The sequence below is a fragment of the Arthrobacter sp. B2060 genome, from assembly GCF_059090445.1.
Genome location: NZ_JBNHFR010000011.1, coordinates 124,996 through 150,787 on the forward strand (window position 1 = coordinate 124,996; position 25,792 = coordinate 150,787).

Below are 25,792 nucleotides of genomic sequence, written 5' to 3' on the forward strand. Positions count from 1 at the left end.
CAGGCGCGGTATTCAAAGGAGAATCATGCCACTAGTAGTTCGCGGTACCCCACGTACCCCCCTCGACGTTGTTGACGCTCTTGCAGAGCTGGGCGTTGCCACAGTTCATGAGTCCCAGGGCCGGACCGGCCTGCTGGATATCCGCCTTCGTCCCATCTTCCCGGCCAGAATTGCGGGGAACGCGCTCACCTGTGAGGTTGCTCCCGGTGACAACTGGTCAATACACGTTGCTGTCGAGCAGGCCCGCCCCGGTGACATTCTGGTCGTGACTCCCACAAGTCCCTGCGACGACGGATACTTGGGCGACCTGCTCGCCGAAAGCCTCCTTGCGCACGGTGTACGAGGCCTCGTGATTGATGCCGGCGTCCGCGATGTAGACACCCTGACCGAAATGAGCTTCCCGGTCTGGTCCAAGGTCATCGGGGCGCAGGGAACCGTGAAGGAGACTCTCGGCAACGTCCAGATCCCCATCGTGATCGCCAACCAGCTCGTCCGCCCAGGCGACGTGATAGTGGCGGACATTGACGGTGTCTGCGTTGTTCAACGAGAGGACGCCGCCACCACCCTCGCCAAGGGCCGTGAGCGTGAAGCGAACGAGACCGCCAAACGCGCACGTCTGAAATCGGGTGAACTGGGCCTGGACATTTACAACATGCGCGACAAACTTGCCGCCAAGGGTCTGGTCTACGAGGACTACGCGAAATGACCAATACTCAAGTGGCTGTGCCCTGCACGGTGATGCGTGGGGGCACCTCGAAGGGGCTCTATTTCCTGGCAGAGGATCTGCCCCCTGGCCGCGCTGCACGGGACACCTTCCTGCTGGCGGCAATGGGTTCGCCGGATGAACGCGAAATCGACGGTATGGGCGGTGGGCACCCGCTCACCTCCAAAGTGGCTGTCATAAACCGGTCCAGCCGCCCAGGGATCGACGTAGACTATCTGTTTCTGCAGGTCTCGCCGGACCGCGCCGAGGTCAGCGACCAGCAAAATTGCGGCAACATCCTGGCAGGCGTAGGTCCGTTCGCCCTGGAAAAGGGACTTGTCCCTGCTGCCGACGGCGTCACACCCGTGGCCATCCACATGGTGAACACCGACTCCAAGGCCACCGCCTTCGTGGAGACCCCGAAGGGAGTGGTGAACTACGACGGTTCCGCCCGCATCGACGGTGTCCCTGGAACCCACGCCCCCATCACCATCAATTTTGACAATGTGGCGGGTTCCAGCTGTGGTTCGCTGTTGCCCACCGGCAATGTGACCGACCTGGTTAACGGTGTCGAGCTGACCTGCATCGACAACGGCATGCCCGTTGTCTGCCTCAAAGCCACAGATTTTGGCCTCACGGGATACGAGACGCCAGCCCAACTCGAAGCCAATTCTGAACTTAGGGCCCGGGTGGAAGAGATTCGCCGCCAGGTGGGACCCATGATGAACCTCGGCGACGTCACCAGCAAGACGGTTCCCAAAATGAGCCTGCTGGCCCCGGCCAAGGGAGGCGGTTTCATCAGCACCCGCACCTTCATTCCTCACCGGGTCCACGAATCCATCGGTGTCCTCGGTGCCGTCTCGGTTGCTACCGCCTGCACGCTGGAGGGCAGCGTCGCTGCCCAAATTGGCGGCCCTGGCGCTATGCGGCCGAGTGGCGCCGGCGTGGAGGTGGGGGTCGAGCATCCAACTGGCTTCTTCACCGTGCAGATGAAAGTGGACAACTCCTCAGGCCAGCCCGTCGTCACCAAATCCGCCTTGCTTCGCACCGCCCGAATGCTGATGTCGGGCACCATTTTCGTTCCTCAATCATCCTGGGAGATCGCATGATCATCGATTGCCACGGCCACTACACAACCGCTCCACAGCTTCATAACCAGTGGCGGATTGATCAGCTGGCAGCCTTCAAGGCCGGCCAGCCCAGCCCCGCCTACCCGGCCATCTCCGACCAGACAATCATTGACTCCATAGCGTCGAACCAGCTACGCCTCATCAACGACCGTGGCATCGACCTCACCATCTTCTCCCCACGGGCATCGGCCATGGGCCACCACGAAGGTGATCAGCGAATCAGCCTCGAATGGACTACAGCCTGCAACAACCTGATCAAGCGCGTCGTAGATCTCTTCCCTGAGGTCTTCGTGGGTGTCTGCCAGCTGCCCCAATCCCCTGGCGCAGACCTCACCGAGTCGATAAGGGAACTCGAACGTTGCGTCAATGACCTCGGTTTCATAGGTTGCAACCTCAATCCAGACCCCAGCGGCGGGAGGTGGGACTCGCTGCCCCTGACGGACAAGTACTGGTACCCCCTCTACGAGAAGATGGTGGAGCTCGACGTTCCCGCCATGATTCACGTCTCGGCGTCGTGCAACCCCAACTTCCATGCCACCGGCGCGCACTACATGAACGCCGATACCACCGCTTTCATGCAGCTGCTTCAGGGGGACCTGTTCGGAGACTTCCCGACACTACGGTTCATCATCCCGCACGGCGGCGGTGCTGTTCCCTACCACTGGGGCCGGTACCGCGGCCTCGCGGACATGCTCAAGCAGCCTGCCCTCGATATGCATCTTATGGACAACGTCTTCTTCGACACCTGCGTTTACCACCAGCCGGGCATCGACTTGCTGCTTGACGTCATCGATAACAAAAACATCCTGTTTGGTTCGGAAATGATCGGCGCCGTGCGCGGCATCGATCCCCACACCGGCCGGTACTTCGACGAGACGAAGCGCTACATCGACGCCGCTGACATCTCTGACCAGGAGCGCGAACAAATCTTCGCTACCAACGCAAAGGCAGTCTTTCCCCGCCTCAAACAAAGGCTGGAGGCCCTGGTCTGGTGAACACACTCTCATTCGTGAAGGATGCTGACTGGCTTGACTGGAAGCCAAACCCGAGCAAGCCGAAGTTCCGGGTTCCGGCCGGAGCCGTCGACGCGCACTGCCACGTTTTTGGACCCGGCAGCATTTTCCCCTTCGCCCCCGAACGCAAATACACTCCGTGTGATGCCAGCAGGGACCAGCTGTTCGCGTTGCGGGACTTCCTCGGCTTCGAAAAGAACGTCGTTGTCCAAGCCACCTGCCACGGCTCCGACAATTCGGCTCTTCTGGATGTCCTGGAGCGCTCGAACGACAAAGCCCGCGGCGTGGTCACCGTCAAGCCCGGCATAACGCCCGGGGAACTGGCCTGGATGCATGAGCTGGGTGTACGCGGGGTCCGGTTCAACTACGTCAAGCGCCTGGTCGATCCCAAGCCGGACGAGTGCTACCGCGAAATCATCGAGAAAATCCGTCCCCTGGGATGGCACGTCGTGCTCTACTTCGAACCGACGGATTTGATGGAAAAGTGGGACTTTTTCACATCCCTGAACATCCCTATCGTCATTGACCACATGGGCCGGCCCGATGTCACCAAACCCGTGGAAGGCCCGGAGTTCGCTCAGTTCCTGCAGTTCATGCAGGAAAATCTCAACGTCATTTCCAAGGTCAGTTGCCCGGACCGCATCACGGACAGCGGAGCACCCGCCTATGCCGACGTGGTGCCGTTTGCCCGAACGGTCGTGGAGGAGTTTCCTGACCGGGTCTTGTGGGGGACCGATTGGCCGCACCCGAACATGAAACAAGAGATGCCCGACGACGGAATCCTCGTCGACTACGTCCCGTCGATAGCAACGACCCCGGCCCTGCAGGAAAAGTTGCTCGTAACCAACCCCAACAACATTTATTGGAGCTGATGATGAAGCCCGATTTTGAGCAGTTCAAGGACCTTCCCGGCACGACCATCTTCACCATTGAAAAAGCCCGCGAGGGATTCCATTTCAACGAATTTTGCATGAGCCTTCGCCAGGAGGAGAACCGCAAGCGGTTCCTCGCGGACGAGCGCTCCTACCTGGACGAGTGGGAGATGACGGAGGACCAAAAGCAGGCGGTCCTCACCCGTGACTTCCAGAAAATGCTCGACAACGGCGGCAACGTCTACTTCCTGTCCAAAATTTTCGCGGCAGAAGGACTTTCATACGTCCAGGCAGTGAGCACCATGACCGACATGAACGTCGAGCAGTACCAGGCAATGATGCTGGCCGGCGGCCGCAACATCGAAGGCTGGCGCTCAAAGAAAGAACGAGGCGAAGCGTAATGGCAAAAATCACCGCTGGGATCGCGACCAGCCACGTGCCCGCAGTAGGCGCAGCCATCGACATGGGCCGCACCCAGGAGGACTACTGGAAGCCCATGTTCGAGGGCTATGAGTTCTCAAAGAACTGGATGAAAAGCAACAACCCGGACGTGGCGATCATCGTCTACAACGACCATGCCTCCTACTTCGGCATGGAAATCATGCCCACGTTCGCCGTCGGCGTGGCCGAAACATTCGAGATCTGCGATGAAGGCTACGGGCCCCGGCCGGTCCCCCCGGTGGAAGGCGCCCCGGAGCTGGCAACCCACCTCGCCGCCTCCCTCATCCTTGATGACTTCGACCTGACTGTGTTGAACGTCCTCGAAGTGGACCACGGGTTGACGGTGCCCATGTCGCTCATGTTCGGCACCCCGGACAAATGGCCAGCCAAGGTTATTCCTCTGGCAGTGAATGTCGTGATGTACCCCCAGCCCTCCGGCGAACGTTGCCTCTCCATCGGACAAGCCATCAGAAGGGCGGTGGCAGAGTTCGACGAAGACCTCAATGTTCAGATCTGGGGCACCGGCGGCATGAGCCACCAGATCCAAGGCGCCCGCGCAGGTCTCATTAATCTGCCCTGGGACCAGAAGTTCATGGACGACCTGATCAACGAGCCCGAAGTCCTCCAGTACAAGCCCCACCTCGAATACATGAGGGAAGCCGGGTCCGAAGGCGTTGAACTCATCATGTGGCTCATCATGCGCGGCGCCCTCGGCGACAAAGTCGACGAGGTCTACCGCTTCAACCACGTACCGGCTTCCAACACATCTGTTGGACACCTGATCCTTACTCCGAAGGAAGACGCATGACCGTCAAACTCGCCGTCGTAGGCCTGGGCGCCTTCGGCCACAAGCACCTCGACGCCATCACCCAAATCCCCGACGCCAAAATCCAGTACGTCGCGCACAGCACGCTGGAAAAGGCCAAGGAGGTAGCCGAAAAGTACGGGGCGGAAGGCGCCTTCACCAGCTACTCCGAGCTGCTGGCCCAGGATGACCTGGACGGCGTCATCCTCGCTACTCCAACCCAGATGCACCACGCCCAGACCTTGGAGGCCCTGCGCGCCGGCAAGAACGTCATGGTGGAAATCCCCATGGCAGACTCGCTGGCAGGAGTCCAGGAGATTGTGGACGCCCAGCAGGAAACAGGCCTCATCGCCATGGCAGGCCACACCCGGCGTTTCAACCCTTCACACCAGTACGTGCACAACAGGATCACCACCGGCGAATTCTCCATCCAACAGATGGACGTGCAGACCTACTTCTTCCGCCGCACGAACACCAACGCCCTCGGCCAGGCCCGCTCCTGGACCGATCACCTGCTCTGGCACCACGCCGCACACACTGTCGACCTGTTCCAATACCAAACCGGCGAAAAGATTGTAAAAGCCAACGCAATCCAAGGACCCAAGCATCCGGAGCTGGGCATTGCCATGGACATGTCCATTCAGCTGCAAAGCGAGAACGGCAAGATTTGCACGTTGTCGCTTTCCTTCAACAATGACGGCCCGATCGGGACGTTCTTCCGCTACATCGGCGACACGAACACCTATATCGCACGGTATGACGACTTAGTCGTCGGCAACGAAAACGCCATCGACGTCTCGAACGTAGCGGTATCGATGAACGGCATCGAATTGCAGGACCGCGAGTTCGTGGCCGCCATTAATGAACAGCGCGAGCCCAACTCAAGCGTGGCCCAGGTTCTTCCCTGCTACGTGGTGCTTGACGCACTGCAGCAGCAACTCGAGTACTAGATGTAGATGTCTAACCCGGTTGGTAACGCGGTGGACAAGTGAGGCGCCTTTGAGTGGGGATGGGGCCTGCGCTGATTGTAGTGGTCGATGAAGTCCTGGTGACAGGCTTGGCGTTCGGCCTCGAGTCTGTAGGGCTTGGCGCAGGCCCGTTCCTAAGTCTTCAGGACCGGCAGGTACGGAAGCTTCAGCTTCACTCCGTGGGCAGCGAAAGCGGTGCTGACATCGTGCATGAACGCCGCCGCGGTCGCCTTCGTTTATCGGGCAGGATCTCTAAGCAGATTTACCTGGAAAGATCGTCGATGGCGTGGTGAATGAAGGAGTGTGTCCTCGGATCTGGCCTCGCTCACTGCGGCCGCCTGCCGCCGGGTTCGCCGGGCCGGCCGGGCGCATCGCCAGTTCACACGCAGGCTGAGCAGACGTCGTTCTGTCCGGACTTCGGTGCGATGCGGACATGTGGCGGACCAAGCGCGTGCGGTCCTCCAGCCCCGCCTCACCTGACTCCCGAGACCACCTAGGGGCGCTTACTGAACGGAATTTTCTGTCCGTGCAGGATACGCCCGTAGTTGAATTCAATGGCCGCGATCATGGTGCTCTCGTAGCCGGATTCAGCGAGCATCGCAACGACATCCATCATCTCAATTTGCCGACGCTTCACGTGCTGGGCGGTACCAGACAGTTGCCGATTGGCCGTCTCGGCTGTAATGGAATCGAACTCGTCAAGGATCTCCTGGTACGCCCAGTTCTGCAGGCCCAGGCTTTCTGCTGCCCAGAGGCAGTCGATGATGACTCCTGCCATACCCTTGGCCAGCAGGCTGCGGATGAGTTTGCGAGCAGTTGCTTCGCTCGGCACCTCGGAAACATATTCAAGGGTCAGCCCGAACGGCTCGAGCAGTTCTATCAGCCTCCTGGCACCGGTTCCGGCAACATCCATCACGACCCCTTCGGCCGCGCCGGGATCCTGCTGCACAACGGCCACATCCACAAACGAACCATCCGGGAAGAGTGTCGCGAGCTTCCTTTTCATTGAAGGCGTGCCGGTGTTCAAATCTGCATAGAGGGCACCCTCTTTGAGCAGGGGAGCAACCTGCTCTGCAATCCTTGACGGCGCAGCGGACGATGCCAGGGAGAGGACCACGTCCGCCCCTGTCACGGCTTCCTCAAGACTCCCGGCGAGAGGTGTCGTGGACGTCGTTTTCGTAGCGGGATCAAAACCTACGACGGTCGCCCCGGCCTTTGTGAGTCCGTCGACAATCCGGGACCCGGCTTCGTTGTGGCCAATGAAGGCAACTCTGGGGTGTGCAGTCACGGGGCTAACTCCTTGACTGATCTTTGAGCGTGTTCTCCCGGTCGAAAAGCTTCATCTGCAGGGCAGTATGGTGATCACCCACAGGCTGCGTAACGTTATCCAGATCCAGGATTTGTTCTGGGGTGAGCTTCACATCAACTGCGAGGAGGTCTTCTTCAAGGTGGGCAACACGGATGGTGCCAGGAATCGGCGACCAGTCCTCACCCTTGCTGAGTAGCCAGGCCAAGGCGACTTGGGAAAGGGTGGCACCGGCTTCCTCAGCAACAGCTTCGACCTCCTTCAGCACAACGAGGTTCTTTTCCAGCGCATCATCCATGAAGCGTGGGTTGCCCAAGCGCCAGTCGTCGTCATCAAGATGGTCCAGGGACCGGATCTTTCCGCTGAGAAGGCCCCGACCGAGCGGTGAATAGGGCACAAAACCGATCCCCAGCTCCTTCAACAGCTCCAGGGTTCCGTCCTCGCCATCGCGTGTCCACAGCGAGTACTCCGACTGCAGCGCAGTGACCGGATGGACCGCGTTTGCCCGCCGTATGGTGTCCGGGCCGGCCTCGGAGAGGCCGATGTGGCGGATCTTGCCCTCGGTGATAAGTTCGCTGAGCGTTCCCATGACGTCTTCGATCGGCACCATCTTGTCGACGCGGTGCTGGTAATAAAGGTCGATGTAATCGGTGTCGAGGCGGGTGAGGGAGCCTTCTACCGCGGCCCGAATGTTTGCTGCCGAGCTGTCCGAAGGCCCCGGATTCCCCACGTGTGAGATCAGACCGAACTTGGAGGTAACCACAACTTGGTCGCGGCGACCCTTCAAGGCCTTCCCAAGAAGCAGTTCATTCTTGAAGGGCCCGTAAAGCTCCGCGCTGTCAAAATGGGTCACGCCCAGTTCCACGGCACGATGGATAGTGCGGATCGAGTCTTTCTCGGGTTGATTGTGGCCGGTGTAAATATGGGACATTCCCATGCAGCCGAGTCCGATTGCGGAAACGGTGAGGTCGCGGAGCTTGATGTATTGCACAGATCACTTCCGGTTCGTGTCGATTCAGATGAAAGCAAAAGGCGCTTTACCAGCGGGAACGGTTACAGGCTAGGTATTGGCGCCGCACCTAGCGCATGCCGGGCCAGCCGGTGTAGGCCTCGGCGAGGTACGCCATGCCGTGCCCGGAGGAGACTACGGAGTTCAGTTCCCCCAGTTGGCGGGCGCGGGAGAAGTCGTCGGCGTCGGCGGGGGCGTGCAGCATGGTGGTCATCCAGTAAGAGAACTGCTGCGCTTTCCATACCCGGTCCAGGGCGCGGTCGCTGTAGGTCTCGAGGAGATGGTCGGAGCCGGAATTGTAGTGGGTGTCCAGCCCTTCGAAGAGGACTTTGACGTCGTTGATCGCCAGGTTCAGGCCTTTGGCGCCGGTGGGGGGAACCGTGTGCGCCGCATCCCCGGCGAGGAAGAGGTTGCCGTGGCGCATCGGGGTGTGGACGAAGCTGCGGAACGGCAGCACCATCTTCTCGATGACCGGGCCTTCCTTCAGCTCAAAGCCGTTGCCGTTGACCCGGCTCCGGAACTCACCCCAGATCCGGTCATCGTCCCACTCGGCCACGTTCTCCTTGGGGTCGCACTGGAAGTACATACGCTGGACCGTCTCTGTGCGCTGGCTGATCAGGGCGAACCCGTTTTCGGAGTTGGCGTAGATCAGCTCGTCGGCGCTGCGGGGGGCTTCAGCCAGGATGCCGAACCAGGCGAACGGGTATTCGTGGAAGTACCACTTGCGGTGGGCCTCAGGGATCTGGAAGCGGCAGTGGCTGCGGGAGCCGTCCGCGCCCACCAGGAAGTCCGCCTGGATCTCATGATCCACACCGTCGGAGTCGGTGAACCAGACTTTTGGTTTACCTTGGAGATCGTGGACGGTGGTGTCTGTGACGCTGTAGCGGACATCGCCGCCGTCGGCCTTCCTGCGCGCGGCGAGGTCCACGAACACGTCCGTCTGCGGGTAAAGCCAGACAGACTCCCCCACGAGCTCTTTGAAGTCAATGCGGTGGCTCTCCCCGTTGAACCGTAGTTCGATTCCGTCGTGCCGGTCGCCGTCGCGCAGCACCCTGTCTGACACCCCGCTGTCCACGAGCATGTTGACGGTCCCGTGCTCCAGGATGCCGGCGCGGACCGTTTCAGAGATTTCCTTGTGGCTGCGGACCTCGATGACGGTGGAGTCGATGCCGGCTTTGGCCAGAAGGTGAGAAAGCATGAGCCCGGCAGGGCCGGCGCCCATGATGGCCACCTGTGTCGTGATGATCTTTCGTGTTGCCATGCTTGGTTCTCGCTTCGTTGCGGGGCCATGGTCGGCCGGTTGGGTGCGTCTGGAACCAGTGTGCAGTCAGGTGCCTGATGGGCGGAACCTTGATTCCGCTGAACGGAATGGTGCTTCTACGCGTTAGGGTCACCCAGCCCTCGCGCGATGCCGCGGGCGGCCGTCTGGAGTGCAGGAACCAGCGCCTGCAGGCGCATCTCCTGCAGGGGAACAACGACGCCGAGGGCAGCTAGGGCGCGCTGCCTGCCGTCAAGCACGGGAACGGCTATGCCCCAGGTGTCCGGATCCACCACTCCCGCAAGTTGCGCGAACCCCTGAAGGGCAGTTTCGCTGAGGAGGGCGCGCACGGCATCCTGCGTCACTTTCCCTGCCGGGTCCTCGAACTGGTCCAGGTACTCACTTTGTAGCGCCTTGTCCTGATAAGCCATCAGCGCGAGCCCGGCTGAGGTGACATGGACCGGCATCCTGCCGGCCACCTTGGCCCTGTTCGTCACAGAGCCGCGCCGGGAAAGCCGCTCCACAAACAGGGCCTCCCAACCATCCAGCACTGCAAGGTTAACGTTCTGGTTGAGGACCTGCTGGATGTCCTCCATGAAGGGCATGGCCGCTTGCCGGAGGGCCAACGTGGGCGAGTTGCGGTTCACCAGCTCCCACAAGCGCAGCCCCAGCCGCACCGTTCCGCCCGGTCCAGTCTCGAGCAGCCCGTTCGCGGCCAGCTGATGCACAAGCCGGTGGGCCGTTGTAAGCGGCAGGCCGGCCCGGTGCGCAAGGTCTGAGAGCTGAAGGCTGCCGGGCCCCTCGGGAAACGACGAAATAAGCCGCGCTACCCGATCGACCACCGAATCCCCGGACTCCGAGTTGGCCATGTAATCTCACTTCCGATCAATGGATTTCCGGCCTACTCTAGCGGATTGCTGGTTACGAACCCGTGTCTAGGTGCAACGAGGCGCCCCTCATTGGGGAGAGCCTACTGTTCCGCCAGAGGAAGTTAGTCGTAGGTATGTCCGCCCACGGGCAGTGCTGAGGTGGGAGCGCCGCCCGCATTGGCGATGTCTGACGCTGCTTGGCGTGGTCCCACGCGGATGGTCAGCTTACTCCTGCACCTGAGTATTGCGCGGAGGTTCCGTTGTCCTTATGTGCCCACCGCGGCCAGATCACGGCCTGCGATGTAGCCGAAGGTGAGGGCAGGGCCTAGAGCACAGGTGCGGGCCTGTTCGGAGTTGGCGCTCGGAGACCAGATTGAGGCTCGGCGTGATGGGCGGGTCCTGCACCGCGGGCGGGTGCTGGCTGTCGTTCCGACCTTGGAGCTCTTCTGGATCCTTGATGCCTGAACCGGTACCCGGGAGCTGTTGGATTTGGAGATGCTGGATGTGCTGCATTCCCCCGTGTCGGCTGCCCCTGACCTGCCTGATCCGGAGCCGTCAGCAGCCTGAAACGCTTTGGTCAGGATTGAGGATGCTTGAATGATCGCAGTGTCAGGATGGCTCCGTGGTTAGGGGCCGGGCTGACGCGGCGCCCCGTCCTGACTGGGTTCTTTTGTACCGTGCGGCCTGTCCCGAAAGCAGATCGCTGAACGTACCGGTGCACCACTCTCGGCGGTGAGCTCCCACCTCGCCGCCGCAAAGGCCGCGGACCCGGCACTGAAAGCGGCCCATGCCGCAGCCGCCGGCAAGTCAACCACCCAGGTCCCACGGCCCGGCTTGAAGCGCATGGACCAGGTGATTGCGATGGTCCAGGCAACAGGACGCTATCCGTCACCCACGGCAGATGCTGCATGCGAACGGAAGCTGGCGGCATGGCTGCGGCGTCGGCGCCGCGACGCCAACATGGGAATCCTTGACCCCGCGGTTCGTGAGGGTCTGGCAGTGCTGCCGGACTGGCGCCGCCGGCCCGGCCATATCGAAAGGGAAGCCCTCTGGCAGGACTGGCTGAACACTCTCATCGCGTACCGGGCAGCAGGTCACGATTGGCCGCGCCGGAAAAGGGCGGAGACCGACGTGGAGCGCGAGTTGGGCGAGTGGCTGAACGCGCAGAGGTTCAAACTGGGCCGCGGCAGACTCAGCACCGAAAAGGCCACAGCATTGGACGCCGCCCTGCCGGGGTGGCGTGCCGGCAGGAAGCGCGGTGGGAAACTCGGGACCCAAGCTCCGCTGGCCACCTGCTGGATCCGGTTGCCTCCGGCGTGCTCAGGGGACAGAAAAGTCCGAGCTGCCGGCCTGACGCTTCGGATGCAACACGTGCTTCCCGCCCCCGACCAACTATTAACCTTCCGGACATTCGAGGTATGGCAGTCTCGTAATTCGGATTCAGGTACCGGTGGTTTCGTAATTCCGTCACCCCACCACCTGACGGAAGGCCCACCATGCACGCTCGTGCAGGCATCATCGCCGCTTCACTTGCCGGAATGCTCGCCCTCACCGGATGTTCCGGCGGAGCCAGCGCCTCCAGCGCCGCCCCCTCCACGGAACTCACCTTCGCCACTCCCCCCGGCACCGACGATCCCGCAGAACAGCAGATCATGGCCGACCTCGCCACCATGGTGGACGAGGCCTCCGGCCGCACGGTCAAAAACCTCCAGCCTGCCGACTACCTCGGCGTCGTTGAAGCAGTCCGCAACGGCTCCGTGGACGTCGCCGTCCTCAGTCAGTTCTCCGCCGCCCTCGCCTATAAGACCGACAGCGTGGATCCGCTCCTGGTCTGGGGCGCCAGCACGGAACCTGCCAGCTTCTGCCTCACCCGGACCGACAGCGGCATCAACAACCCGGCCGACGTCAAGGGCCGCCAGGTCGCCTTCGTGGACCCCGGCTCCACCACCGGCTACTTCATGCCCAAGGCACTCCTGGCCAAGACCGGCCTGACCGACGGCACCGACTACAAGAGCACCTTCGCCGGCTCCCACGACTCCGCCGTCATGGCCATGGTCAACGGCGGCGTGGACGTCGCCTGCACCGCCCGCCAGCTCTACCCCACCTTCCTCGAGAAGAAGGTCTTTACCGAGGAGAACGTGAAGGTCATCGCCAAGTCCGACCCCATCCCGGTGGGCATTTCCATCGTGGTCCGCAAAGACCTCGACGACCAGGCCCGAACAGCCCTCAAGGACAAGCTCCCCTCTCTCATGGCCGGCAACGAGAAAGTCGCCAAGACCCTTGGCCTCACCGGCGAGCCCACCGCCGACCCCGAGTTCAGCACGTACGAACCGCTTGTCAAGGTTGCCGAATCCGTTGGCGTGGACCTCGAGGACCTCCGGTGAGCAGCCCCGCGATCACTCGTCCCACCGTCACCCCCGCTGCCGGCCTGACACAAGAAAGCCCGACGGCGGCACCTCCGACCGTCGTCGGCCGTCGCCTCCGCGTCCAATATGGCGAGCAGATTGCCCTTAACAACGTCGACCTGACCGTCTTTCCCGGTGAGGTGGTGGCCCTCCTGGGGCACTCCGGCTCCGGGAAGTCCACGCTGATGAAAGCGCTCACCGGCATTACCCCCTTCACGGCCGACGCGCTCGACGTCGCCGGGCGGGACGTCGCGAAGCAGCCGCCGGCCGGACTGCGGGAACTGCGTTCCGACGTCGGACACGTCTTCCAGCACTTCAACCTCGTCCCTCGGCTCAGCGCCCTGACCAACGTGCTCACCGGCGGCCTCCACAACGCCGGGGCCATCAACATCCTGGGCACGTTCAGCTCCGCCCAGCGGGCGCAGGCACTGGACCTCCTGGACCGCGTGGGCCTGGCGCATAAGGCCAAGCAGCAGTGCCGGAGCCTCAGCGGCGGCGAGCAGCAGCGCGTCGCCATTGCCCGTGCCCTCATGCAGCGTCCGCGCCTCATCCTCGCCGACGAACCGGTAGCGTCCCTGGACCCGCGTCTGGCCGGGAACATCCTTGGCCTGCTGCGCAACATCGCCCGCGAGGAACACATCCCGGTCATTATCAGCCTGCACGTTGTCGGCCTCGCCCGCCGCTACGCCGACCGCGTTCTCGGCCTGCACTCCGGTGAGGTCGTCTTCGCCGGTCCAGCCGCACTCATCACCGAAAAGGAGGTGCACCAGATCTATGGCACCGACACTGAGCTCCTCGAAAACTGAAACGCAGGCAACCGAGGCCCGGGAAGCATCGCAGAAATACGGCACCGATCTGCCCGCCGCGGCAGCCGGCACAACGCTCACCGAAGCGGACCGGCTCCGACTGTCCCGGCCGTTCAGCCTCCCCACGCCGAAGGGCGCGGCGCTCTGGGTGATCATCGCCGTCGTTCTCGTCTGGGCAGGGGCCGGGGCCGGCCTCAGCCCCGACAAACTGGTCAGCGGGCTTCCCAATATGGGCGATTTCCTGTCCCGGCTTTTCCCGCCTACGTTCGACAAGTTTGGCATCATCGCCAAGCTCCTGATCGAAACCCTGCAGATGGCCGTGGTGGGCACCGTACTCGGGGCAGTTGCCTCGCTGCTGCTGAGCTTCGGCGCGGCCAGCAACATCGCCCCGCGCTGGGTCTACACGGGCTGCCGGGCGGTTCTCAACGTGTTGCGCTCCATTCCGGAGCTCATTTACGCCCTCATGTTCGTCTCCGCCGTGGGCCTCGGGCCGTTCGCCGGCATCCTCGCCATCGTCCTCGGGTCGGTGGGCTCCATCGGCAAGGTCTATGCCGAGGCCATGGAATCCGTGCAGCCCGGCCCGGTGGAGGCACTCACCGCCGTGGGTGCGGGCAAGCGGCAAATCATCACTTACGCGGTGCTCCCGCAGGCCGCTCCCCTGCTCGTCAGCTACACCTTGCTCCTGTTCGAGGGCAACGTGCGGGGTGCCACCATTCTGGGTCTCGTGGGGGCCGGCGGCATCGGCCTGGAGCTCACCACGGCCATGCGTATGTACGACTACGGCCACCTCTGCGCCATCATCATCAGCATCATCGTCCTGGTCAGCATCATCGACCGCCTCAGCGCCTTTATCCGCGCCAAGCTCAGTTAGGAACCCTGTGCACGAAACTACCTACTCCCCCTGTGACTCCGAGTTAGGCGCTCTCGAACTGAGCGCTCCCCAGCTGGATCTCGCGCCGGTCAACCTCCGCGATCTCGGCGGACTCCCCGTCGACGGCGGCGTCACCCGCACGGGTGTACTGCTGCGCAGCGACGACGTCTCCGTGATGCCCGCCGCCTTCGCCCAGCAGATGATCGACGACGGAGTCCGCAGTGTCATCGATCTCCGCTCACCGGAGGAGGCACTCCTCACGGGCCGCGGACCGCTGACACTGCCCGGCGTCAACTACCACCACCTTGCCCTGACCGCCTCGGTGTCCATGCCCCCGGACATCAGCCGGGAGCTCATGTCCGCCTCGGCGACCCCTGCCCTCGTTGGGGAATGGTACGCGGGCCTCGTGGAGTCCCAGGCGCACCAGCTGGCCCTGGGCGTCACACTCGTGGCGATGGGCGAGGGTGCCACCGTCTTTCACTGCGCGGCAGGCAAGGACCGTACAGGAGTCTTCGCCGCTATCGTGCTTTCCCTGATGGGAGCCTCAACGGAAACCATCTCCGCAGACTACGCCGCGACCGCCACCCACCTGCCACGGCTATACCCGCGGCTCCGGGCGATCCTCGGGCAACTCATTCCGGAAACGCAACTGGCCGCCGGCCACGATCAGGGCGCCATGATGGGCGCCCACGCGGCCTCGATGGATGCCATGCAGCAGATCCTGGTGGAGCGGCACGGCAGTGTCGCTGAACCCGTGCGCAGGGCAGGACTCAGCGATGCCGTCGTCGAGCAGCTCCGCTACCGACTGGTGGAAACCCATGACTGACACCCTTGCTGACCGCCGACCGGGCAGGCCCCGCGACACCTCACTTGAGGCATCTGTCCTCTCAGCCACTGCGGACCTGCTCCTGGAGCGGGACACGAAGGAGGTAACCCTCGCCGCCATCACCGAGCGCTCCGGCGTCAGCCGCGCCGCCGTGTACCGGCGCTGGGCCAGCCGGGAAGAGCTGCTCGCCGCCGCCTTGGACAGCGTGCGGTCCGACGTCGAGCTGGTGCCCGGGGCCACGACCCTCGAAACGATCCTCAACAGCTACGAACAGGCGTCCCTTGCCGTCGAGGGGCGGGTGGGGACCCTCGTAAAAAAGCGCGTGGCAATGGGCTTGGAAAACGAAGAGCTGCGTGCGCTCTCCTGGGACCGGCACGTATCCCGCCGCCGGGAACCGGTCGCCGACGAAATCCGGCGCGGCATCGAAACCGGGGAGATCGACCCGTCCGTCGACGTGGAGGCCATGATCGACCTCATCAACGGCCTCTACTACTACCAGTTCGTGGTGCGGGCGCCCTCGGATCCAAAGCAGGCGAGGGACAGGGTCCGCGCTGCCGTGAAGCTGGTCTTCGATGGAGCGCGTCCCGCCGTCGTCTCACGGGACAACGCCGCAGCCGGCGATGCCACCCCGCCCTGATCCGCGGCCGATGACGTGGGGAAATCTTCGCCGATTTTTCATCTTCATTCAGCCCGTTCCCTCCGCTTAACCTTCCCCCAGGGCGCCGAAGTTTAAGCAGGACGGTGGCCAGCAGCCCTGCTGCGAAGGGACGGGACACGAGAGGTTTGCGAGTTTTCACCTCCCAAACGCTAGGGACAAGGGTTTCCGTCCTGGCCGCCAGTCGGGAAACAATATCTGAACAAGTGTCTAATCAGCGATGACCAAGGGCTGTGCGGCCCCGGGCGTTCGCCCGTGGCCGCACAGCGGCAGCGCACAACCCCGGCGGCCGCCTTTCCACTGTCAGGCCTTCAAATCCCTGCCAGGGATCTTGCTACTGCTGGGCAGGGCCCAGCGGTAGGGGCGATATGGGTTGGTCATTGGCGGTCAGGTCGATGCCAAAATCCTTAGCGAAGACAAGCCGGGTGTTTTTGTAGACCCGCGGGTGGCTTTCGTCGAGCTCAAAAACCCGTGCCCCGCGCAGCCGGTTCCGGCCCGCGCCGGGCAGTCCGTAGGCGCCGAATCCGGTGCCCGGCGCATATCCGAGCTCAACGCCGTAATAGTTGCCCACATAGGTGTTGACGTGGTCGTGGCCGACAAAGTAGCCGAGCACGTCCCCGCGCTCCAGGAAGGCGTTGAACAGACCGGAGTTGAAAGGCCCCGGGCACTCGTCCTCGTTCCGCTCACCGATGATGCTGTGCTTGGCGAGAGCCCGCGCATGATCTGCGTCCGTCCTGGAGTCGAGGCTGGCGAACCACATGTTGCGGTGCTCATGCAGGGCGATATGGCCCCACATGAGGGAAGGGATTTTTGTCCCGTACTTCTGTTCGGTGGCGATGGACTGGTTCCGGTACCAGGTCACCTGGTCCATGCGGACCCAGTCCCAATCGGGGTAGCCCGCGAAGTCCTGGCCGTTGATGCTGTCCGGGGCGTACCGTCCTGTATCGATCAGCCACAGGCCGAAGGCCGGGGCCTGGGTCCGGGCGGACTGGATCAGCAACTGCGAGTTGGACGTGCCGGTCAGGCCCTCGATGGAGTCGGCGTTCATGTTGTACCGGTAGCTCTGCAGGAACCGGAGCATCTTCGCCTCGGTCATGCCCGTCCGCTGTACAGAATCTTCGTCGTGGTTGCCGAAGGTCACGGCCCAAGGGATCTGCCGGGTCTCCATAGGGCGGACGACATGGTTGAGCGCCTGTTTAACCTCAAGTTCGGAGTCGCAGCCTCCGTTGATGACGTCGCCGTTGATCACCACGAAATCGGGCTTCTCCGCATCAAGGGTCCGGTCCATGAGTTCGATCGTGCGGCGGTCAGTCTGCTCATCGTCTTGTGTGTCGTTGAACTGCACGATCTTGAACGTTCCGTCCGCGCGAAACGCCAATGTCGGCTTGGGCGCCTTCGCACCCGGCTCGGCCTTGCTCGCCGCCGCGGCTGACACCGTTATGCCGAGTGCCCCCAACGCTCCGGCAGCGGCCAGCGCCGTCCGCCTGCTGACTGTGGATTGCTTGATGGGGGTGGACTTCATAATTTGCCTCTCTTCACAGTTCCGGCCGCAACTCAGGGCCGTCAATTCCGCTCAGACAGTAGGAGAAGAAAGCATCGGGCTAAGGAACATGCGGTGAACGGAAAACTCCTCCGGATGTTGCAGGTGCAGGCCGCAAGTCAGAGCCTGGTCTTGAGGCATGTGTCGGCGTGTCACGCGTTGGGCGTGCAGCAGGGCAGGGATCGCCGTTTACGCCAGGCAGCTGGTCTAGCGCCAGAGCATAATTGCGCCGGGCCCGGGCATCCCTGAAGCCCAAATGCCTCGGCATTGCGCACTAAGGCGGCGACTCTATCCGCCGACCCGACCGGCAGTGCCCCTTCGTCAAGTCGATGCTTTAAGTGCGCCGCTGTATCGTGGCGAGCTGAAGGCCCGCCGGTCCCCCAACCGGTGGGCCTTCTTCGTCCCCACGCCGCCGGGAACGATACGTATGCCCTCAGCACGACGAGGCATCCGCCTGGTCAAACCGCACCAGAAAGCCTGATGAAGGCGGCGGCTTGAGACAGACTTGATGAGACAGGACTGACGACGAATAAGGTGCACGTACGTGGACGAGGCGGACGCTCCCCTAGAACTAGACTTCGTGAGACTCCCGCTGCCGTGCCGCACAGAGGGTGATGCCCGACCAGCCGCTCAGGCACTCGGCCCATTCGGCTAGAAGCCCCGGTGCAGTTCCGTTCCGGGGGCCGTAATATCTGCCCCTTTTGGGGCGCGTCTCATGCGGACGTTCCCGCCGGACTACCTGCTCAACCGCATTGGCGGCGGTGCGGTCACTGGGCTGCGAGGGATGTTCATCTCTGCCGAGATGAAGCGCAGGAACCTCTTCACCACCGAGACTGAGGCCCCGGATCCTATGCGGTGACCGGGCCCTCGGGTGATGCAGCTCGGGTTGCACGTCTGCGGCTGACGCTGCGCCACATCAGAACAGCCATGACGAACGCCCAAGCAGTGGTGAGTACCAAGGCGACGCCCCGTGGCGGTGAATCGAACAGGCCAAAATAGGGGACCATCAGGCCGTGGATGATCCATGCGACCCCAGCAGCTGTAGCAAGCCATCCCGGCCAGCGGGAGTACGCGTTGTTAAGTGCGATGGCCAAGCCATAAAAGATAAGCGTGAGTCCCAGCAGGATGTTGGAGTAGCTCTGTACGGCGTACTCCGTCCATCTAAGCGCCATCGCTGCCGCAGAGGTTGACTGCTCCTGATCGGCGGGAGCATCGACCCACGCGTCCACCGCCCATTTGAGCCCAATCCCGTCCACGGCCTGGAGCATGGTGATGGCCGCCGCGGTCAGCACTACTCCAGCCAAGCCGAAGCGGGCCAGCACCGTCGGTCCTTCCCGCTTGGCCGTCATGGAAAAATACAGGGCGACGAGGCCGCCGAAAAACACCAAAGCGGCGATCCACTGAGCGAAGTGAATGGGAATCCAGCCGTCGCTAAGTGCATACTCCCTGAAGACCGCCTCATGGTTCATGGGGTTTTCCCTGGACGGATGCAGGGCCGTGGCGGCTAGCAACAGGATGACGCCTAGGGGAAGCGCAATCGCTCCCGTCCTCGCCCAAATCGCCTTTGATTCCACACGCGTTTCCATCGCCTTCCCCTCTCCGAGCCGGCGGCATCCAGACCCATGCCCGTAGTCCTACAGGACGCATCACCAGGCTTGTCATCTCTTCAATATGGCTGGAGCGGGCGAGAAGCGCCTTCGCCCGTAGCAACAGATTACGAGCTTCGAAGGAGAAGGTATACGAGCTGCGAGTCGGCGGTGAGACGGCACAGGTTCGAACCCAACGGTGTGAGGCTCCGGCCTCAGCGCTGAAGCCGGACCGCCTCCACGACGTCGTCCTCGTACAAGTGGTGCATCGTGGCCTGCCAGGATTCGTAGCGCCCGTAGTTCCCCGGGTCCAGGATGAACTCCCAGCTCCGTTCCAGTTCGGTCCGCAGGTCCTCCGGCCGGTGTCGGTATCCCGCATCAACTGCCACCCCGGCCGCGCGGATCCTGTCATCGACTTCATCAAAGACGCGCTCGAGCCGGGCCATGTACTCCTCGTCGCTCTCACCGGGGAGCTCGATGATCAGCCGACTCCGGTTCAGGGCCGAATGCCAGTCGCCGAACTGTGAGAGCAGCACCCGCTCACGGGGCACGCTGCATGTCAGCAGTACCTCCCCCGAGGAGCGCTTGCACAGCTCCACGAGATCCTGGCGCCTGATCTGTGCCCAGAACCAGACGGCCCCGTCGCCCTTAGTGGGCAACCGTGTCGCCATCTGCCGGTACAGCCACTCGTAAGCGTCCGCATGGAGCGGCTCCACACGGGACGGGTCGGGCACGTGCACCCCATTGGCGAGGAGTCCCTCGATAGCTTCGTCCGTCTGGATCGTGTGCAGGAGCAACCGGTCCGCTGAAAGGTCGTAGCCCATGCGTCCCTTCGGAACGGCGTCAGCGGGACGGGCTTTGTTGATCGGAAAAGCAGGCACACGGCACCATCATCGCGGAGAAGACTGACAGTGAGAGCCTCCACAGCCGTGGCGCTCCCGAAGCGCAGCCCGAAATGGCTGGTGCCGGTCAGTGCCGGTTAGGGAAGAATCTGTCCTGGCGCCTACTCTCTAAAAGGGGCCCTCTCCCTGGCCGAAAAGGTGCGGGTCCCGTCGCTATGAACGAGGCGTCTCGAGCAGGACTTCACGGTGGTGCGCTGGCAAACGGACGATCGAGAGTTCCGAGATGTCGAGAGGGCGGTGACTCCCTGTCAGGGTGTCCAGGATCCAGACCAGTCCATGCTCAGGGGCGATGTCGGTCACCGGCCCGCGGTGGACCAGGCTGTTCTTATAGAACGCTTCGATGGCGTCCCCGGGTGCGAGCTGGACACAGGAGCCAATAACAACGTGGTCAATGGTGATCATGACCCGTCCTTTCCATTTTCCGAAGGACTCCCCCAATCCCAAGTCTGCCGGTTCAAGATTGCCTGCTCGTGTCCTCAAGATGATGTTCTGCTGACGTTATTGACCCAGTCAGGCAACTGCAGTCCCTGTCCGCGGGAGGCGCTGAACCTAGTCCTCCAGGTCGAAGTCCAGGTCGAGGTCTTCCAGCGCACCCAGCTTCCGCCAGGTGGTCCCGACACGGACAGTGCCGAGGGTCGCGGCGATGGGCATCCGGTCCACTTCAATTAGCTGCTCCAGGTCCAGGCCGGTCAGCGTGGCGATGTCCCTGATGGGTGTCTGGAAGGTCCGAAACGGGCCCAGCGGGGGTGCTTCATCCAGGGCACCGGGCCGCGGGACATCAGGCAGCTCAGCCAGCTGCGGGGTCTGGTCCACGACGTACCCGGTGGCCGCAAGCTCGCCCTCGTGGATGAAGACGGCGACCTTGAAGTAGCGCAGCGGAATGTCCACGCCCCGGTAGACCGGATCGAGGTCGCTGAAGATCGGGCCGGTGAAGACCACGAGCCGCCGGCGGTTGTCCGCTGCGTGCTCCAGCAGGTAGGTCTCCATGCCCAGCCACAGCTCCAGGCCCTGGTTGAACGTGGCCGCCTGCGGAGCGGCGTTCGTGTAGTGGAAGGTGTCTGCGTTTGCCTGGGCTGCCTCGGCGCGGGTGTCGCCCCAGACAGCGGAAGCCCGGCGGACCAGGTGCCCGCGATCGATGTCGTTGCGGGCGTAGACCCGCCCCCCTGTCTGCTGGTCTTCCCTTAGCCTCGGGTCCAGCCGCCAGTTGATCCCTGACCGGTCCAGGTCCATCAGCTTGGCTCCGTCGATGCCCAGCCCGGTCACGGCAGCGAGGCGTTTGTCCAGGCGCATCAGCACGGAGAAGTGCGTGTACGGCAGCAGGACCGTCTCCGGCCCGGCCAGAGACGGCAAGGGTACAGGCTGGCCCAGGAAGTTCTCGTCGAAGCCTTCCCGGCCGGCGAGGTCGGCGACGGTAGCAGTCGCGGCTATCAGCAGTTCATCCATGACCGGACACTACCAGCGGACAGTAGCCGCCAAATGAACAATGGCTGGCCTGCACCGGAAGTGTCGTTGACGCCACTTGGTCATGGCAGTGAGCTCACCCTCCAGTTGGTCCTACCCAAGCGCTGAAGTCGCCCTTTCCTCCGCCGCCGCTGTCGTCATCTTTGCCGCACCGCAGGCAGCGCTTATACAAGCCCCCGTCCTCGGTGTGTTCGACGTGCCATTCGTGCTGAATATTCAGCTTGCACAGCAGGGCCTTTAACATGACCTTCTCCGATCCGCGTAGGCAGCCGCTCTGGCAATTCAATGATGGCCCTTGCGCCACCTCTGGAGAAGAAGCTGCCCCTAGGCACGCGTCGGTTCAGGTCAGAAGCGTGGAACATTGTGGTGACGTGGCTGACGCTTCCGCCAATGGTGCACCTGGAAGGCCAGCCAGACCGTGCCGGCGATTGGCAGCAGGGGAAAAACAAATTGGTCTTGGGCCATGACGACGGCGATGCCATAAATGGCCCAGAGCACGCCTGTGATGACGGCCGCGGAGATCAGCGATTTGCGGGTGACCGGATAAGAGGGCAGCTCGATCCCTTCAGCCCGTAGCTGGCGTGTTTCCAAGACTGCCGCCCGGATAAGGGGAACGAAGACGGCGGCCAGCACGGCTAGCACGAGCAGTGCCCGCCATGGCTGCGGAACGCCCGCTGCCTCAATGGCAGATCCTAAGAGCCCGCCCAGCACGAAGAACCAGAAGACCAGCGCCCAGCCCGCGAGGCGCCTACGCTTCGGCGGCATGCCCTCGAGTGAATCCGGCGGCCAGGATTGCCACTCATACTTGTTGCCGTCTTTGCCTGCCCCCGTTGCCATAGCCATAGAGTAGCCGTGCTTCAACTGCTAGAGTCTCGGCATTGTCAGGTAGAGCGGCGGGTAGGAGCGGGCACATGGAATTCGTCGTGATGTATAGTCTCAGCGAGGGCATCGATCGCTCACGCGTTCTTGAGACGTATCCCCGCCATGAGGCCTATTTTGAAGCGTTCCGTGCCGGCGGCGGTGGGCTCCTCGCGCTGGGCCCGTTCCAGACAGTGGATCCGGCCGGTGCGTCGATGGGGATCTTCACCTCGCGCGAGGACGCTGAGCGCTTTATCGCCGGTGACCCGTTTGTTCTTGAGGGCCTCGCCGTTCCACGAATTCTTGAGTGGGACGCCGTGCGCTTCGATTGAGCGCATGGCTGCGGCGCCGGAAGACTCATGCTGCCTCTGGGAAGAAAGGCGACGTTCACTCATGCCCCTTCTCCTCACACTGGCCCCGCCGTAAACTGCGTCGGAGATACGGCAGCCAATCTGGAGCCGGACAATGGCAGGGGGAGCCAATGAATGATGCTCAAATACAGTCAGGCGGAACGGCGTCCGAGGAGGTTGCGCCCCAGGACCAGGGGTTCTTCTCCGGAGGCTGTGAGCGTCCTGTACGCCCCGAGGTTTCGGCCGGGTACAACCGGGACCATTGGCCTGACTACTGACCATTAGTCGGGCCCAACTCGATTCGGCCCGAACGTCAAAGACACTGGGACGTCCTCGCTAATTGAGGACCTGCGGTCGTCTGACCGCTGACTCCGTCAACGCGGTGATCACCTCGAGTGGAGCTTCCAGGGGCTCCCGAACCATCAACGGCTGATCGGACTCCTGGCCCATGCCGATCCGGGGTTTGTCGCGGGAGACTTTGCCACCAGGTTCAGGAGTGGATCCGGGGTGGTGGGCCAGACGGGCTCGTTCCGGTACTTCCCGGGCGGTTTCTGGGAGGTCACCAACGACGGTGGTGTGGCCGGTTTCTCATGGCGCCATGGGGCCTGCGCGCCGAGCTGGAATCAGACCTTGTGGAGGAAGCCCCGGACAGGGGCGCCCTGCCGCCGCGGTTTTCTCCGTGGTCCCTCGTGCTGCCGCGGTACTAGACATTCCTGGGCCGGGACCGCGATGACTGGCAATTGGACACGAGTCGGCCGATCGTGGAGGAGCCGGCGCGCGCTGACGGCTGCGCTCGTGAACCCGGAGGATCCCCAATTCAGGGGCTGCCAGGCCGCGACCAGCACACGCGCCACCATCAGCACGCATGCTCAGTAGCGGGCATACTGTGGCTTGCTGTCAGTACTCCGCAGCCACATAACGGAGGGGGCCGCCCTGGACAAGAAACGGCCTGTTACCGGCGATAACAGGCGAATTGAGAAAGGGCCACAAACGTCTTTCGACTGCCCCGATCCGGGCCTTGGATTTACGCTCCCGTGACCGGTTTTCCGGCGCTTTAACGGTTGTACGAAGAATCGGAAACGTCCCTCGTTTGGGGCTTTTGGCGCTCCTACTCTGGTGTCATCCAATCACTCACACCCGAAAGGGGTACCACATGAAAAAAGTAAGCGCCTGGCTGACTGCCATCATCATGGCTCTCGGGCTGGGCCTGCTGGTTCCGGGGTCCGCCTCCGCAACCCCTTCCTACTGCGGACTGGTCTGGAGCTCGCTGGCCAAGACCAGCCAGACCATGAGCGCCGCATCGGTAACCAACGTTCGCTCAGGAAAGCACTACTGCTTCGACCGCCTGGTCATCGACATCAAAGGGAAGGCAACCGGCTACAACGTCCGCTACGTCTCAAAGGTCGCGCAGGCCGGGTCGGGACTGCCCATCAAGCTCAGAGGTGGTGCATTCCTGCAGGTCACCACCCACGCACCCAGCTATGACAGCACCACAGGCAAGGCCACCTTCGTGCCGGCCAACCGCTCCGAGGTGACCAACGTTTCGAACTACAAGACGTTCAGGCAGGTTGCCTGGGCAGGCAGCTTTGAGGGCCGCACCACCCTGGGCCTCGGCGTCCGCGCCCGGCTGCCCTTCAAGGTATTCACCGTTGCAGGTCCCGGCAACGGATCCAAGCTCGTGATCGACGTCGCCCACCAATGGTGACAGCTAAAGCCAGATAAGTAGCGGTGCCCTGCTCCCCATGGGAGGCGGGGCACCGCTTTGCCTGCATCACGCAGCCAGCCCGCCACGGTTGGACAAGCCGAGGAGGTGGTCATCACCCCATTCACGTTCTCGGGCTCGACCGAACGGGCCCTGGTGCAAGTAGCCCACCTGCAGCGTTTCTCATTGCACGGACTCCCCGACTTCCACCTGTCCATCGACGTGAGGCGTGGGTGGTGAGGCCGCGCGGGTGTACTCGACGTCCTGAGCGGTCACGGACACCCGGTTGCCCCGCCGCGGCTAGCCACGTCGACGAGGGCACCGATGAGTTCGGGACCCAGCGCCAGTGCTGCATCGTTGTGGTTCGCCTCCGCTACCTCCACCTCGATGACGTAGTTTCCGGACTCCCGGGCCGCCTGAGCCACGTCCCGGCTCTGCTGTGCGGGCACGATGGTGTCCTCGCTCCCGTACACCACGGCGATTGGGACGTCGGCGCGCGCTACGTTCTCGCGTACCGGGTAGTGATCGCGAAGCATCCAGCCCACCGGCACGCCATAGGCTGCCCGGCCGGCGTCGGCGAGCGAGGTAAAAGGTGAGCGCAGCAGCATCGCGGCTGGAGGGTGCTCGGTGGCGAGCTCCGTGACCACCCCGGCTCCGATGCTCTCCCCGAAATAGACGAGCGAGCCTGCAGGTAGTCCTGCCGCACCTGTCAGGAACTCACGAGCGGCGCGGACATCACGCGCGAGACCGTCCTCGGACGGGTGCCCCGGATTCGCCCCGTAACCTCGATAGTCGAAGAGCAGCACGCCCCACCCGAGCTCGCTGATCGCTCGCCCCAGCCCTGCCCGATAAGCCCGGTTGCCGCCGTTGCCCGGTGCGACGAGCACGGTCGTGCGACAGCCGACTGCGGCTGGCAAGTACCAGGCACCGAGCTCGAGGCCGTCACTCGTCGTGAGTGTGACGTCCCGGGCTCCGGGCAACAGCTCCGCGGCCGGGCGTGGCTGACCGCGATCGGGAAAATAAATGAGCGAGCGTTGAAAGAACCACGGCATACCAATCAGGAGCCCGACGACGACGAACACGGTCGCGAGCGGCATGATCCTTCGCACCGTCAACTTTTTCGGCACCGTCCAATGATCGCAGAGCGGTTCGCGCCGCACACCCACACGTCGCCCACGACCTGATCACCGATTGCTGACGCACGCAGTCGAGCACGTGATACTTAGAGCAGAAAAAATTCGACAGTCGTGGGCAGACGGCATTACTGCCATGACGCCGGCGATCGAGGCACATCTGACCATCGTGTTCACCGCGCTTATTACGGCCGGTCCCCCAAGTTGCACTCCGGCCCCTCCTACCCAGCGGTGAATCCTCTATCAGAACGGCACCCATATCCCAACGACCACCTCCAGGCCAAGAAAAAGGTCAAAGAAACAGGACCATGGAAACGTCACCA

General features: G+C 62.9%; 26 protein-coding genes and 1 pseudogene. 16 read left to right on the forward strand and 11 right to left on the reverse strand.

What is annotated here, in order from left to right; translation table 11 throughout:
• Positions 1-25: 25 nt before the first annotated feature.
• Genes AC5RUM_RS17750 through AC5RUM_RS17780 form a run of 7 tightly spaced genes read left to right on the forward strand, consistent with a single transcriptional unit; the run spans position 26 to position 5,914 of the window.
• Positions 26-706, forward strand: coding sequence for a 4-carboxy-4-hydroxy-2-oxoadipate aldolase/oxaloacetate decarboxylase (locus AC5RUM_RS17750; protein WP_494036191.1), 681 nt, complete (start codon positions 26-28; stop codon positions 704-706).
• Positions 703-1,812: a 4-oxalomesaconate tautomerase gene (locus AC5RUM_RS17755; RefSeq protein ID WP_494036192.1), complete on the forward strand. Its 1,110-nt coding sequence runs from the start codon at positions 703-705 to the stop codon at positions 1,810-1,812. The genes AC5RUM_RS17750 and AC5RUM_RS17755 overlap by 4 nt, the downstream gene beginning before the upstream one ends.
• Positions 1,809-2,828: an amidohydrolase family protein gene (locus AC5RUM_RS17760; protein ID WP_494036193.1), complete on the forward strand. Its 1,020-nt coding sequence runs from the start codon at positions 1,809-1,811 to the stop codon at positions 2,826-2,828. The genes AC5RUM_RS17755 and AC5RUM_RS17760 overlap by 4 nt, the downstream gene beginning before the upstream one ends.
• A complete protein-coding gene (locus tag AC5RUM_RS17765) occupies positions 2,825-3,718 on the forward strand; it encodes an amidohydrolase family protein (RefSeq protein WP_494036194.1) in 894 nt (297 codons plus the stop codon). Before AC5RUM_RS17760 ends, AC5RUM_RS17765 begins: the two co-directional genes overlap by 4 nt.
• Positions 3,718-4,119, forward strand: a complete 402-nt coding sequence (gene ligA, locus AC5RUM_RS17770; RefSeq protein ID WP_494036195.1) for a protocatechuate 4,5-dioxygenase subunit alpha — start codon at positions 3,718-3,720, stop codon at positions 4,117-4,119. The genes AC5RUM_RS17765 and ligA overlap by 1 nt, the downstream gene beginning before the upstream one ends.
• The gene (locus AC5RUM_RS17775; protein WP_494036196.1) at positions 4,119-4,967 is read left to right on the forward strand and encodes a class III extradiol dioxygenase subunit beta; all 849 of its coding nucleotides are present in this window, start codon (positions 4,119-4,121) and stop codon (positions 4,965-4,967) included. Before ligA ends, AC5RUM_RS17775 begins: the two co-directional genes overlap by 1 nt.
• On the forward strand, positions 4,964-5,914 hold the full coding sequence (locus AC5RUM_RS17780) for a Gfo/Idh/MocA family oxidoreductase (protein ID WP_494036197.1): 951 nt from the start codon (positions 4,964-4,966) through the stop codon (positions 5,912-5,914). Before AC5RUM_RS17775 ends, AC5RUM_RS17780 begins: the two co-directional genes overlap by 4 nt.
• A 511-nt stretch (positions 5,915-6,425) precedes the next feature.
• On the opposite strand, the gene AC5RUM_RS17785 is transcribed toward AC5RUM_RS17780, so the two are convergent.
• The 4 genes from AC5RUM_RS17785 to AC5RUM_RS17800 all read right to left on the reverse strand — a co-directional run bounded on the left by AC5RUM_RS17785 (position 6,426) and on the right by AC5RUM_RS17800 (position 10,374).
• Positions 6,426-7,220 (reverse strand): NAD(P)-dependent oxidoreductase, encoded by a 795-nt coding sequence (locus tag AC5RUM_RS17785; RefSeq protein ID WP_494036198.1) that lies wholly within the window; start codon positions 7,218-7,220, stop codon positions 6,426-6,428.
• Between the two features lie 4 nt (positions 7,221-7,224).
• Positions 7,225-8,229 (reverse strand): aldo/keto reductase, encoded by a 1,005-nt coding sequence (locus tag AC5RUM_RS17790; protein WP_494036199.1) that lies wholly within the window; start codon positions 8,227-8,229, stop codon positions 7,225-7,227.
• An 88-nt stretch (positions 8,230-8,317) separates the two neighbouring features.
• Positions 8,318-9,508: a 4-hydroxybenzoate 3-monooxygenase gene (locus tag AC5RUM_RS17795; RefSeq protein WP_494036200.1), complete on the reverse strand. Its 1,191-nt coding sequence runs from the start codon at positions 9,506-9,508 to the stop codon at positions 8,318-8,320.
• Positions 9,509-9,624: 116 nt separating this feature from the next.
• Positions 9,625-10,374, reverse strand: coding sequence for an IclR family transcriptional regulator (locus AC5RUM_RS17800; protein WP_494036201.1), 750 nt, complete (start codon positions 10,372-10,374; stop codon positions 9,625-9,627).
• A gap of 960 nt (positions 10,375-11,334) precedes the next feature.
• Here AC5RUM_RS17800 and AC5RUM_RS17805 point away from each other — a divergent pair.
• The 6 genes and pseudogenes from AC5RUM_RS17805 to AC5RUM_RS17830 form a co-directional block, all read left to right on the forward strand.
• Positions 11,335-11,553, forward strand: a pseudogene (locus AC5RUM_RS17805) (helicase associated domain-containing protein); the annotation flags it as partial.
• Between the two features lie 317 nt (positions 11,554-11,870).
• The gene (gene phnD, locus AC5RUM_RS17810; RefSeq protein WP_494036202.1) at positions 11,871-12,758 is read left to right on the forward strand and encodes a phosphate/phosphite/phosphonate ABC transporter substrate-binding protein; all 888 of its coding nucleotides are present in this window, start codon (positions 11,871-11,873) and stop codon (positions 12,756-12,758) included.
• Entirely contained in the window at positions 12,755-13,585 is an 831-nt protein-coding gene (gene phnC / locus AC5RUM_RS17815) for a phosphonate ABC transporter ATP-binding protein (RefSeq protein WP_494036203.1), read from the forward strand. Before phnD ends, phnC begins: the two co-directional genes overlap by 4 nt.
• On the forward strand, positions 13,554-14,456 hold the full coding sequence (phnE, locus tag AC5RUM_RS17820) for a phosphonate ABC transporter, permease protein PhnE (RefSeq protein WP_494036204.1): 903 nt from the start codon (positions 13,554-13,556) through the stop codon (positions 14,454-14,456). The genes phnC and phnE overlap by 32 nt, the downstream gene beginning before the upstream one ends.
• 7 nt (positions 14,457-14,463) lie before the next feature.
• Positions 14,464-15,282, forward strand: coding sequence for a tyrosine-protein phosphatase (locus AC5RUM_RS17825; protein WP_494036205.1), 819 nt, complete (start codon positions 14,464-14,466; stop codon positions 15,280-15,282).
• Positions 15,275-15,919, forward strand: a complete 645-nt coding sequence (locus AC5RUM_RS17830; protein WP_494036206.1) for a TetR/AcrR family transcriptional regulator — start codon at positions 15,275-15,277, stop codon at positions 15,917-15,919. Before AC5RUM_RS17825 ends, AC5RUM_RS17830 begins: the two co-directional genes overlap by 8 nt.
• A 352-nt stretch (positions 15,920-16,271) precedes the next feature.
• Here the strand turns inward: AC5RUM_RS17830 and AC5RUM_RS17835 are convergent, their stop codons facing one another.
• Complete coding sequence (locus AC5RUM_RS17835; RefSeq protein WP_494036207.1) at positions 16,272-17,459, reverse strand: metallophosphoesterase family protein; 1,188 nt, start codon at positions 17,457-17,459, stop codon at positions 16,272-16,274.
• A gap of 733 nt (positions 17,460-18,192) precedes the next feature.
• On the opposite strand from AC5RUM_RS17835, the gene AC5RUM_RS17840 reads away from it, so the two are divergent.
• Complete coding sequence (locus AC5RUM_RS17840; RefSeq protein ID WP_493758382.1) at positions 18,193-18,336, forward strand: hypothetical protein; 144 nt, start codon at positions 18,193-18,195, stop codon at positions 18,334-18,336.
• Here AC5RUM_RS17840 and AC5RUM_RS17845 read toward each other — a convergent pair.
• The 5 genes from AC5RUM_RS17845 to AC5RUM_RS17865 all read right to left on the reverse strand — a co-directional run bounded on the left by AC5RUM_RS17845 (position 18,326) and on the right by AC5RUM_RS17865 (position 22,263).
• Entirely contained in the window at positions 18,326-18,946 is a 621-nt protein-coding gene (locus AC5RUM_RS17845) for a hypothetical protein (RefSeq protein WP_494036208.1), read from the reverse strand. The two genes, AC5RUM_RS17840 and AC5RUM_RS17845, sit on opposite strands and share 11 nt — an antisense overlap.
• Before the next feature lie 332 nt (positions 18,947-19,278).
• Positions 19,279-19,944, reverse strand: a complete 666-nt coding sequence (locus AC5RUM_RS17850) for a DUF3841 domain-containing protein (protein ID WP_494036209.1) — start codon at positions 19,942-19,944, stop codon at positions 19,279-19,281.
• A gap of 174 nt (positions 19,945-20,118) precedes the next feature.
• The gene (locus AC5RUM_RS17855; protein WP_494036210.1) at positions 20,119-20,367 is read right to left on the reverse strand and encodes a hypothetical protein; all 249 of its coding nucleotides are present in this window, start codon (positions 20,365-20,367) and stop codon (positions 20,119-20,121) included.
• 147 nt (positions 20,368-20,514) lie between these two features.
• A complete protein-coding gene (locus tag AC5RUM_RS17860; protein ID WP_494036211.1) occupies positions 20,515-21,408 on the reverse strand; it encodes a DNA/RNA non-specific endonuclease in 894 nt (297 codons plus the stop codon).
• Positions 21,409-21,771: 363 nt separating this feature from the next.
• Entirely contained in the window at positions 21,772-22,263 is a 492-nt protein-coding gene (locus tag AC5RUM_RS17865) for a hypothetical protein (RefSeq protein WP_494036212.1), read from the reverse strand.
• 74 nt (positions 22,264-22,337) lie between these two features.
• Here AC5RUM_RS17865 and AC5RUM_RS17870 point away from each other — a divergent pair, with 74 nt between their 5' ends.
• Both AC5RUM_RS17870 and AC5RUM_RS17875 read left to right on the forward strand, forming a co-directional pair.
• Positions 22,338-22,616 (forward strand): YciI family protein, encoded by a 279-nt coding sequence (locus tag AC5RUM_RS17870; protein WP_494036213.1) that lies wholly within the window; start codon positions 22,338-22,340, stop codon positions 22,614-22,616.
• Between the two features lie 1,171 nt (positions 22,617-23,787).
• Positions 23,788-24,339 (forward strand): AMIN-like domain-containing (lipo)protein, encoded by a 552-nt coding sequence (locus AC5RUM_RS17875; protein ID WP_494036214.1) that lies wholly within the window; start codon positions 23,788-23,790, stop codon positions 24,337-24,339.
• 269 nt (positions 24,340-24,608) lie between these two features.
• On the opposite strand, the gene AC5RUM_RS17880 is transcribed toward AC5RUM_RS17875, so the two are convergent.
• Positions 24,609-25,223: an alpha/beta hydrolase gene (locus tag AC5RUM_RS17880; RefSeq protein ID WP_494036215.1), complete on the reverse strand. Its 615-nt coding sequence runs from the start codon at positions 25,221-25,223 to the stop codon at positions 24,609-24,611.
• Positions 25,224-25,792: the final 569 nt, after the last annotated feature.

Bases quoted from the DNA above. Each gene is read 5' to 3' on its own strand.
- AC5RUM_RS17795 (WP_494036200.1), bottom strand. From the start codon at position 9,508: ATGGCAACACGAAAGATCATCACGACACAGGTGGCCATCATGGGCGCC.
- AC5RUM_RS17760 (WP_494036193.1), top strand. From the start codon at position 1,809: ATGATCATCGATTGCCACGGCCACTACACAACCGCTCCACAGCTTCAT.
- AC5RUM_RS17875 (WP_494036214.1), top strand. From the start codon at position 23,788: ATGAAAAAAGTAAGCGCCTGGCTGACTGCCATCATCATGGCTCTCGGG.
- AC5RUM_RS17775 (WP_494036196.1), top strand. From the start codon at position 4,119: ATGGCAAAAATCACCGCTGGGATCGCGACCAGCCACGTGCCCGCAGTA.
- AC5RUM_RS17865 (WP_494036212.1), bottom strand. From the start codon at position 22,263: ATGGCAACGGGGGCAGGCAAAGACGGCAACAAGTATGAGTGGCAATCC.
- AC5RUM_RS17780 (WP_494036197.1), top strand. From the start codon at position 4,964: ATGACCGTCAAACTCGCCGTCGTAGGCCTGGGCGCCTTCGGCCACAAG.
- AC5RUM_RS17830 (WP_494036206.1), top strand. From the start codon at position 15,275: ATGACTGACACCCTTGCTGACCGCCGACCGGGCAGGCCCCGCGACACC.
- AC5RUM_RS17855 (WP_494036210.1), bottom strand. From the start codon at position 20,367: ATGATCACCATTGACCACGTTGTTATTGGCTCCTGTGTCCAGCTCGCA.
- phnE (WP_494036204.1), top strand. From the start codon at position 13,554: ATGGCACCGACACTGAGCTCCTCGAAAACTGAAACGCAGGCAACCGAG.
- AC5RUM_RS17860 (WP_494036211.1), bottom strand. From the start codon at position 21,408: ATGGATGAACTGCTGATAGCCGCGACTGCTACCGTCGCCGACCTCGCC.
- AC5RUM_RS17845 (WP_494036208.1), bottom strand. From the start codon at position 18,946: ATGAACCATGAGGCGGTCTTCAGGGAGTATGCACTTAGCGACGGCTGG.
- AC5RUM_RS17840 (WP_493758382.1), top strand. From the start codon at position 18,193: ATGCGGACGTTCCCGCCGGACTACCTGCTCAACCGCATTGGCGGCGGT.
- AC5RUM_RS17750 (WP_494036191.1), top strand. From the start codon at position 26: ATGCCACTAGTAGTTCGCGGTACCCCACGTACCCCCCTCGACGTTGTT.
- AC5RUM_RS17870 (WP_494036213.1), top strand. From the start codon at position 22,338: ATGGAATTCGTCGTGATGTATAGTCTCAGCGAGGGCATCGATCGCTCA.
- AC5RUM_RS17755 (WP_494036192.1), top strand. From the start codon at position 703: ATGACCAATACTCAAGTGGCTGTGCCCTGCACGGTGATGCGTGGGGGC.
- AC5RUM_RS17835 (WP_494036207.1), bottom strand. From the start codon at position 17,459: ATGAAGTCCACCCCCATCAAGCAATCCACAGTCAGCAGGCGGACGGCG.
- phnD (WP_494036202.1), top strand. From the start codon at position 11,871: ATGCACGCTCGTGCAGGCATCATCGCCGCTTCACTTGCCGGAATGCTC.
- ligA (WP_494036195.1), top strand. From the start codon at position 3,718: ATGATGAAGCCCGATTTTGAGCAGTTCAAGGACCTTCCCGGCACGACC.
- AC5RUM_RS17800 (WP_494036201.1), bottom strand. From the start codon at position 10,374: ATGGCCAACTCGGAGTCCGGGGATTCGGTGGTCGATCGGGTAGCGCGG.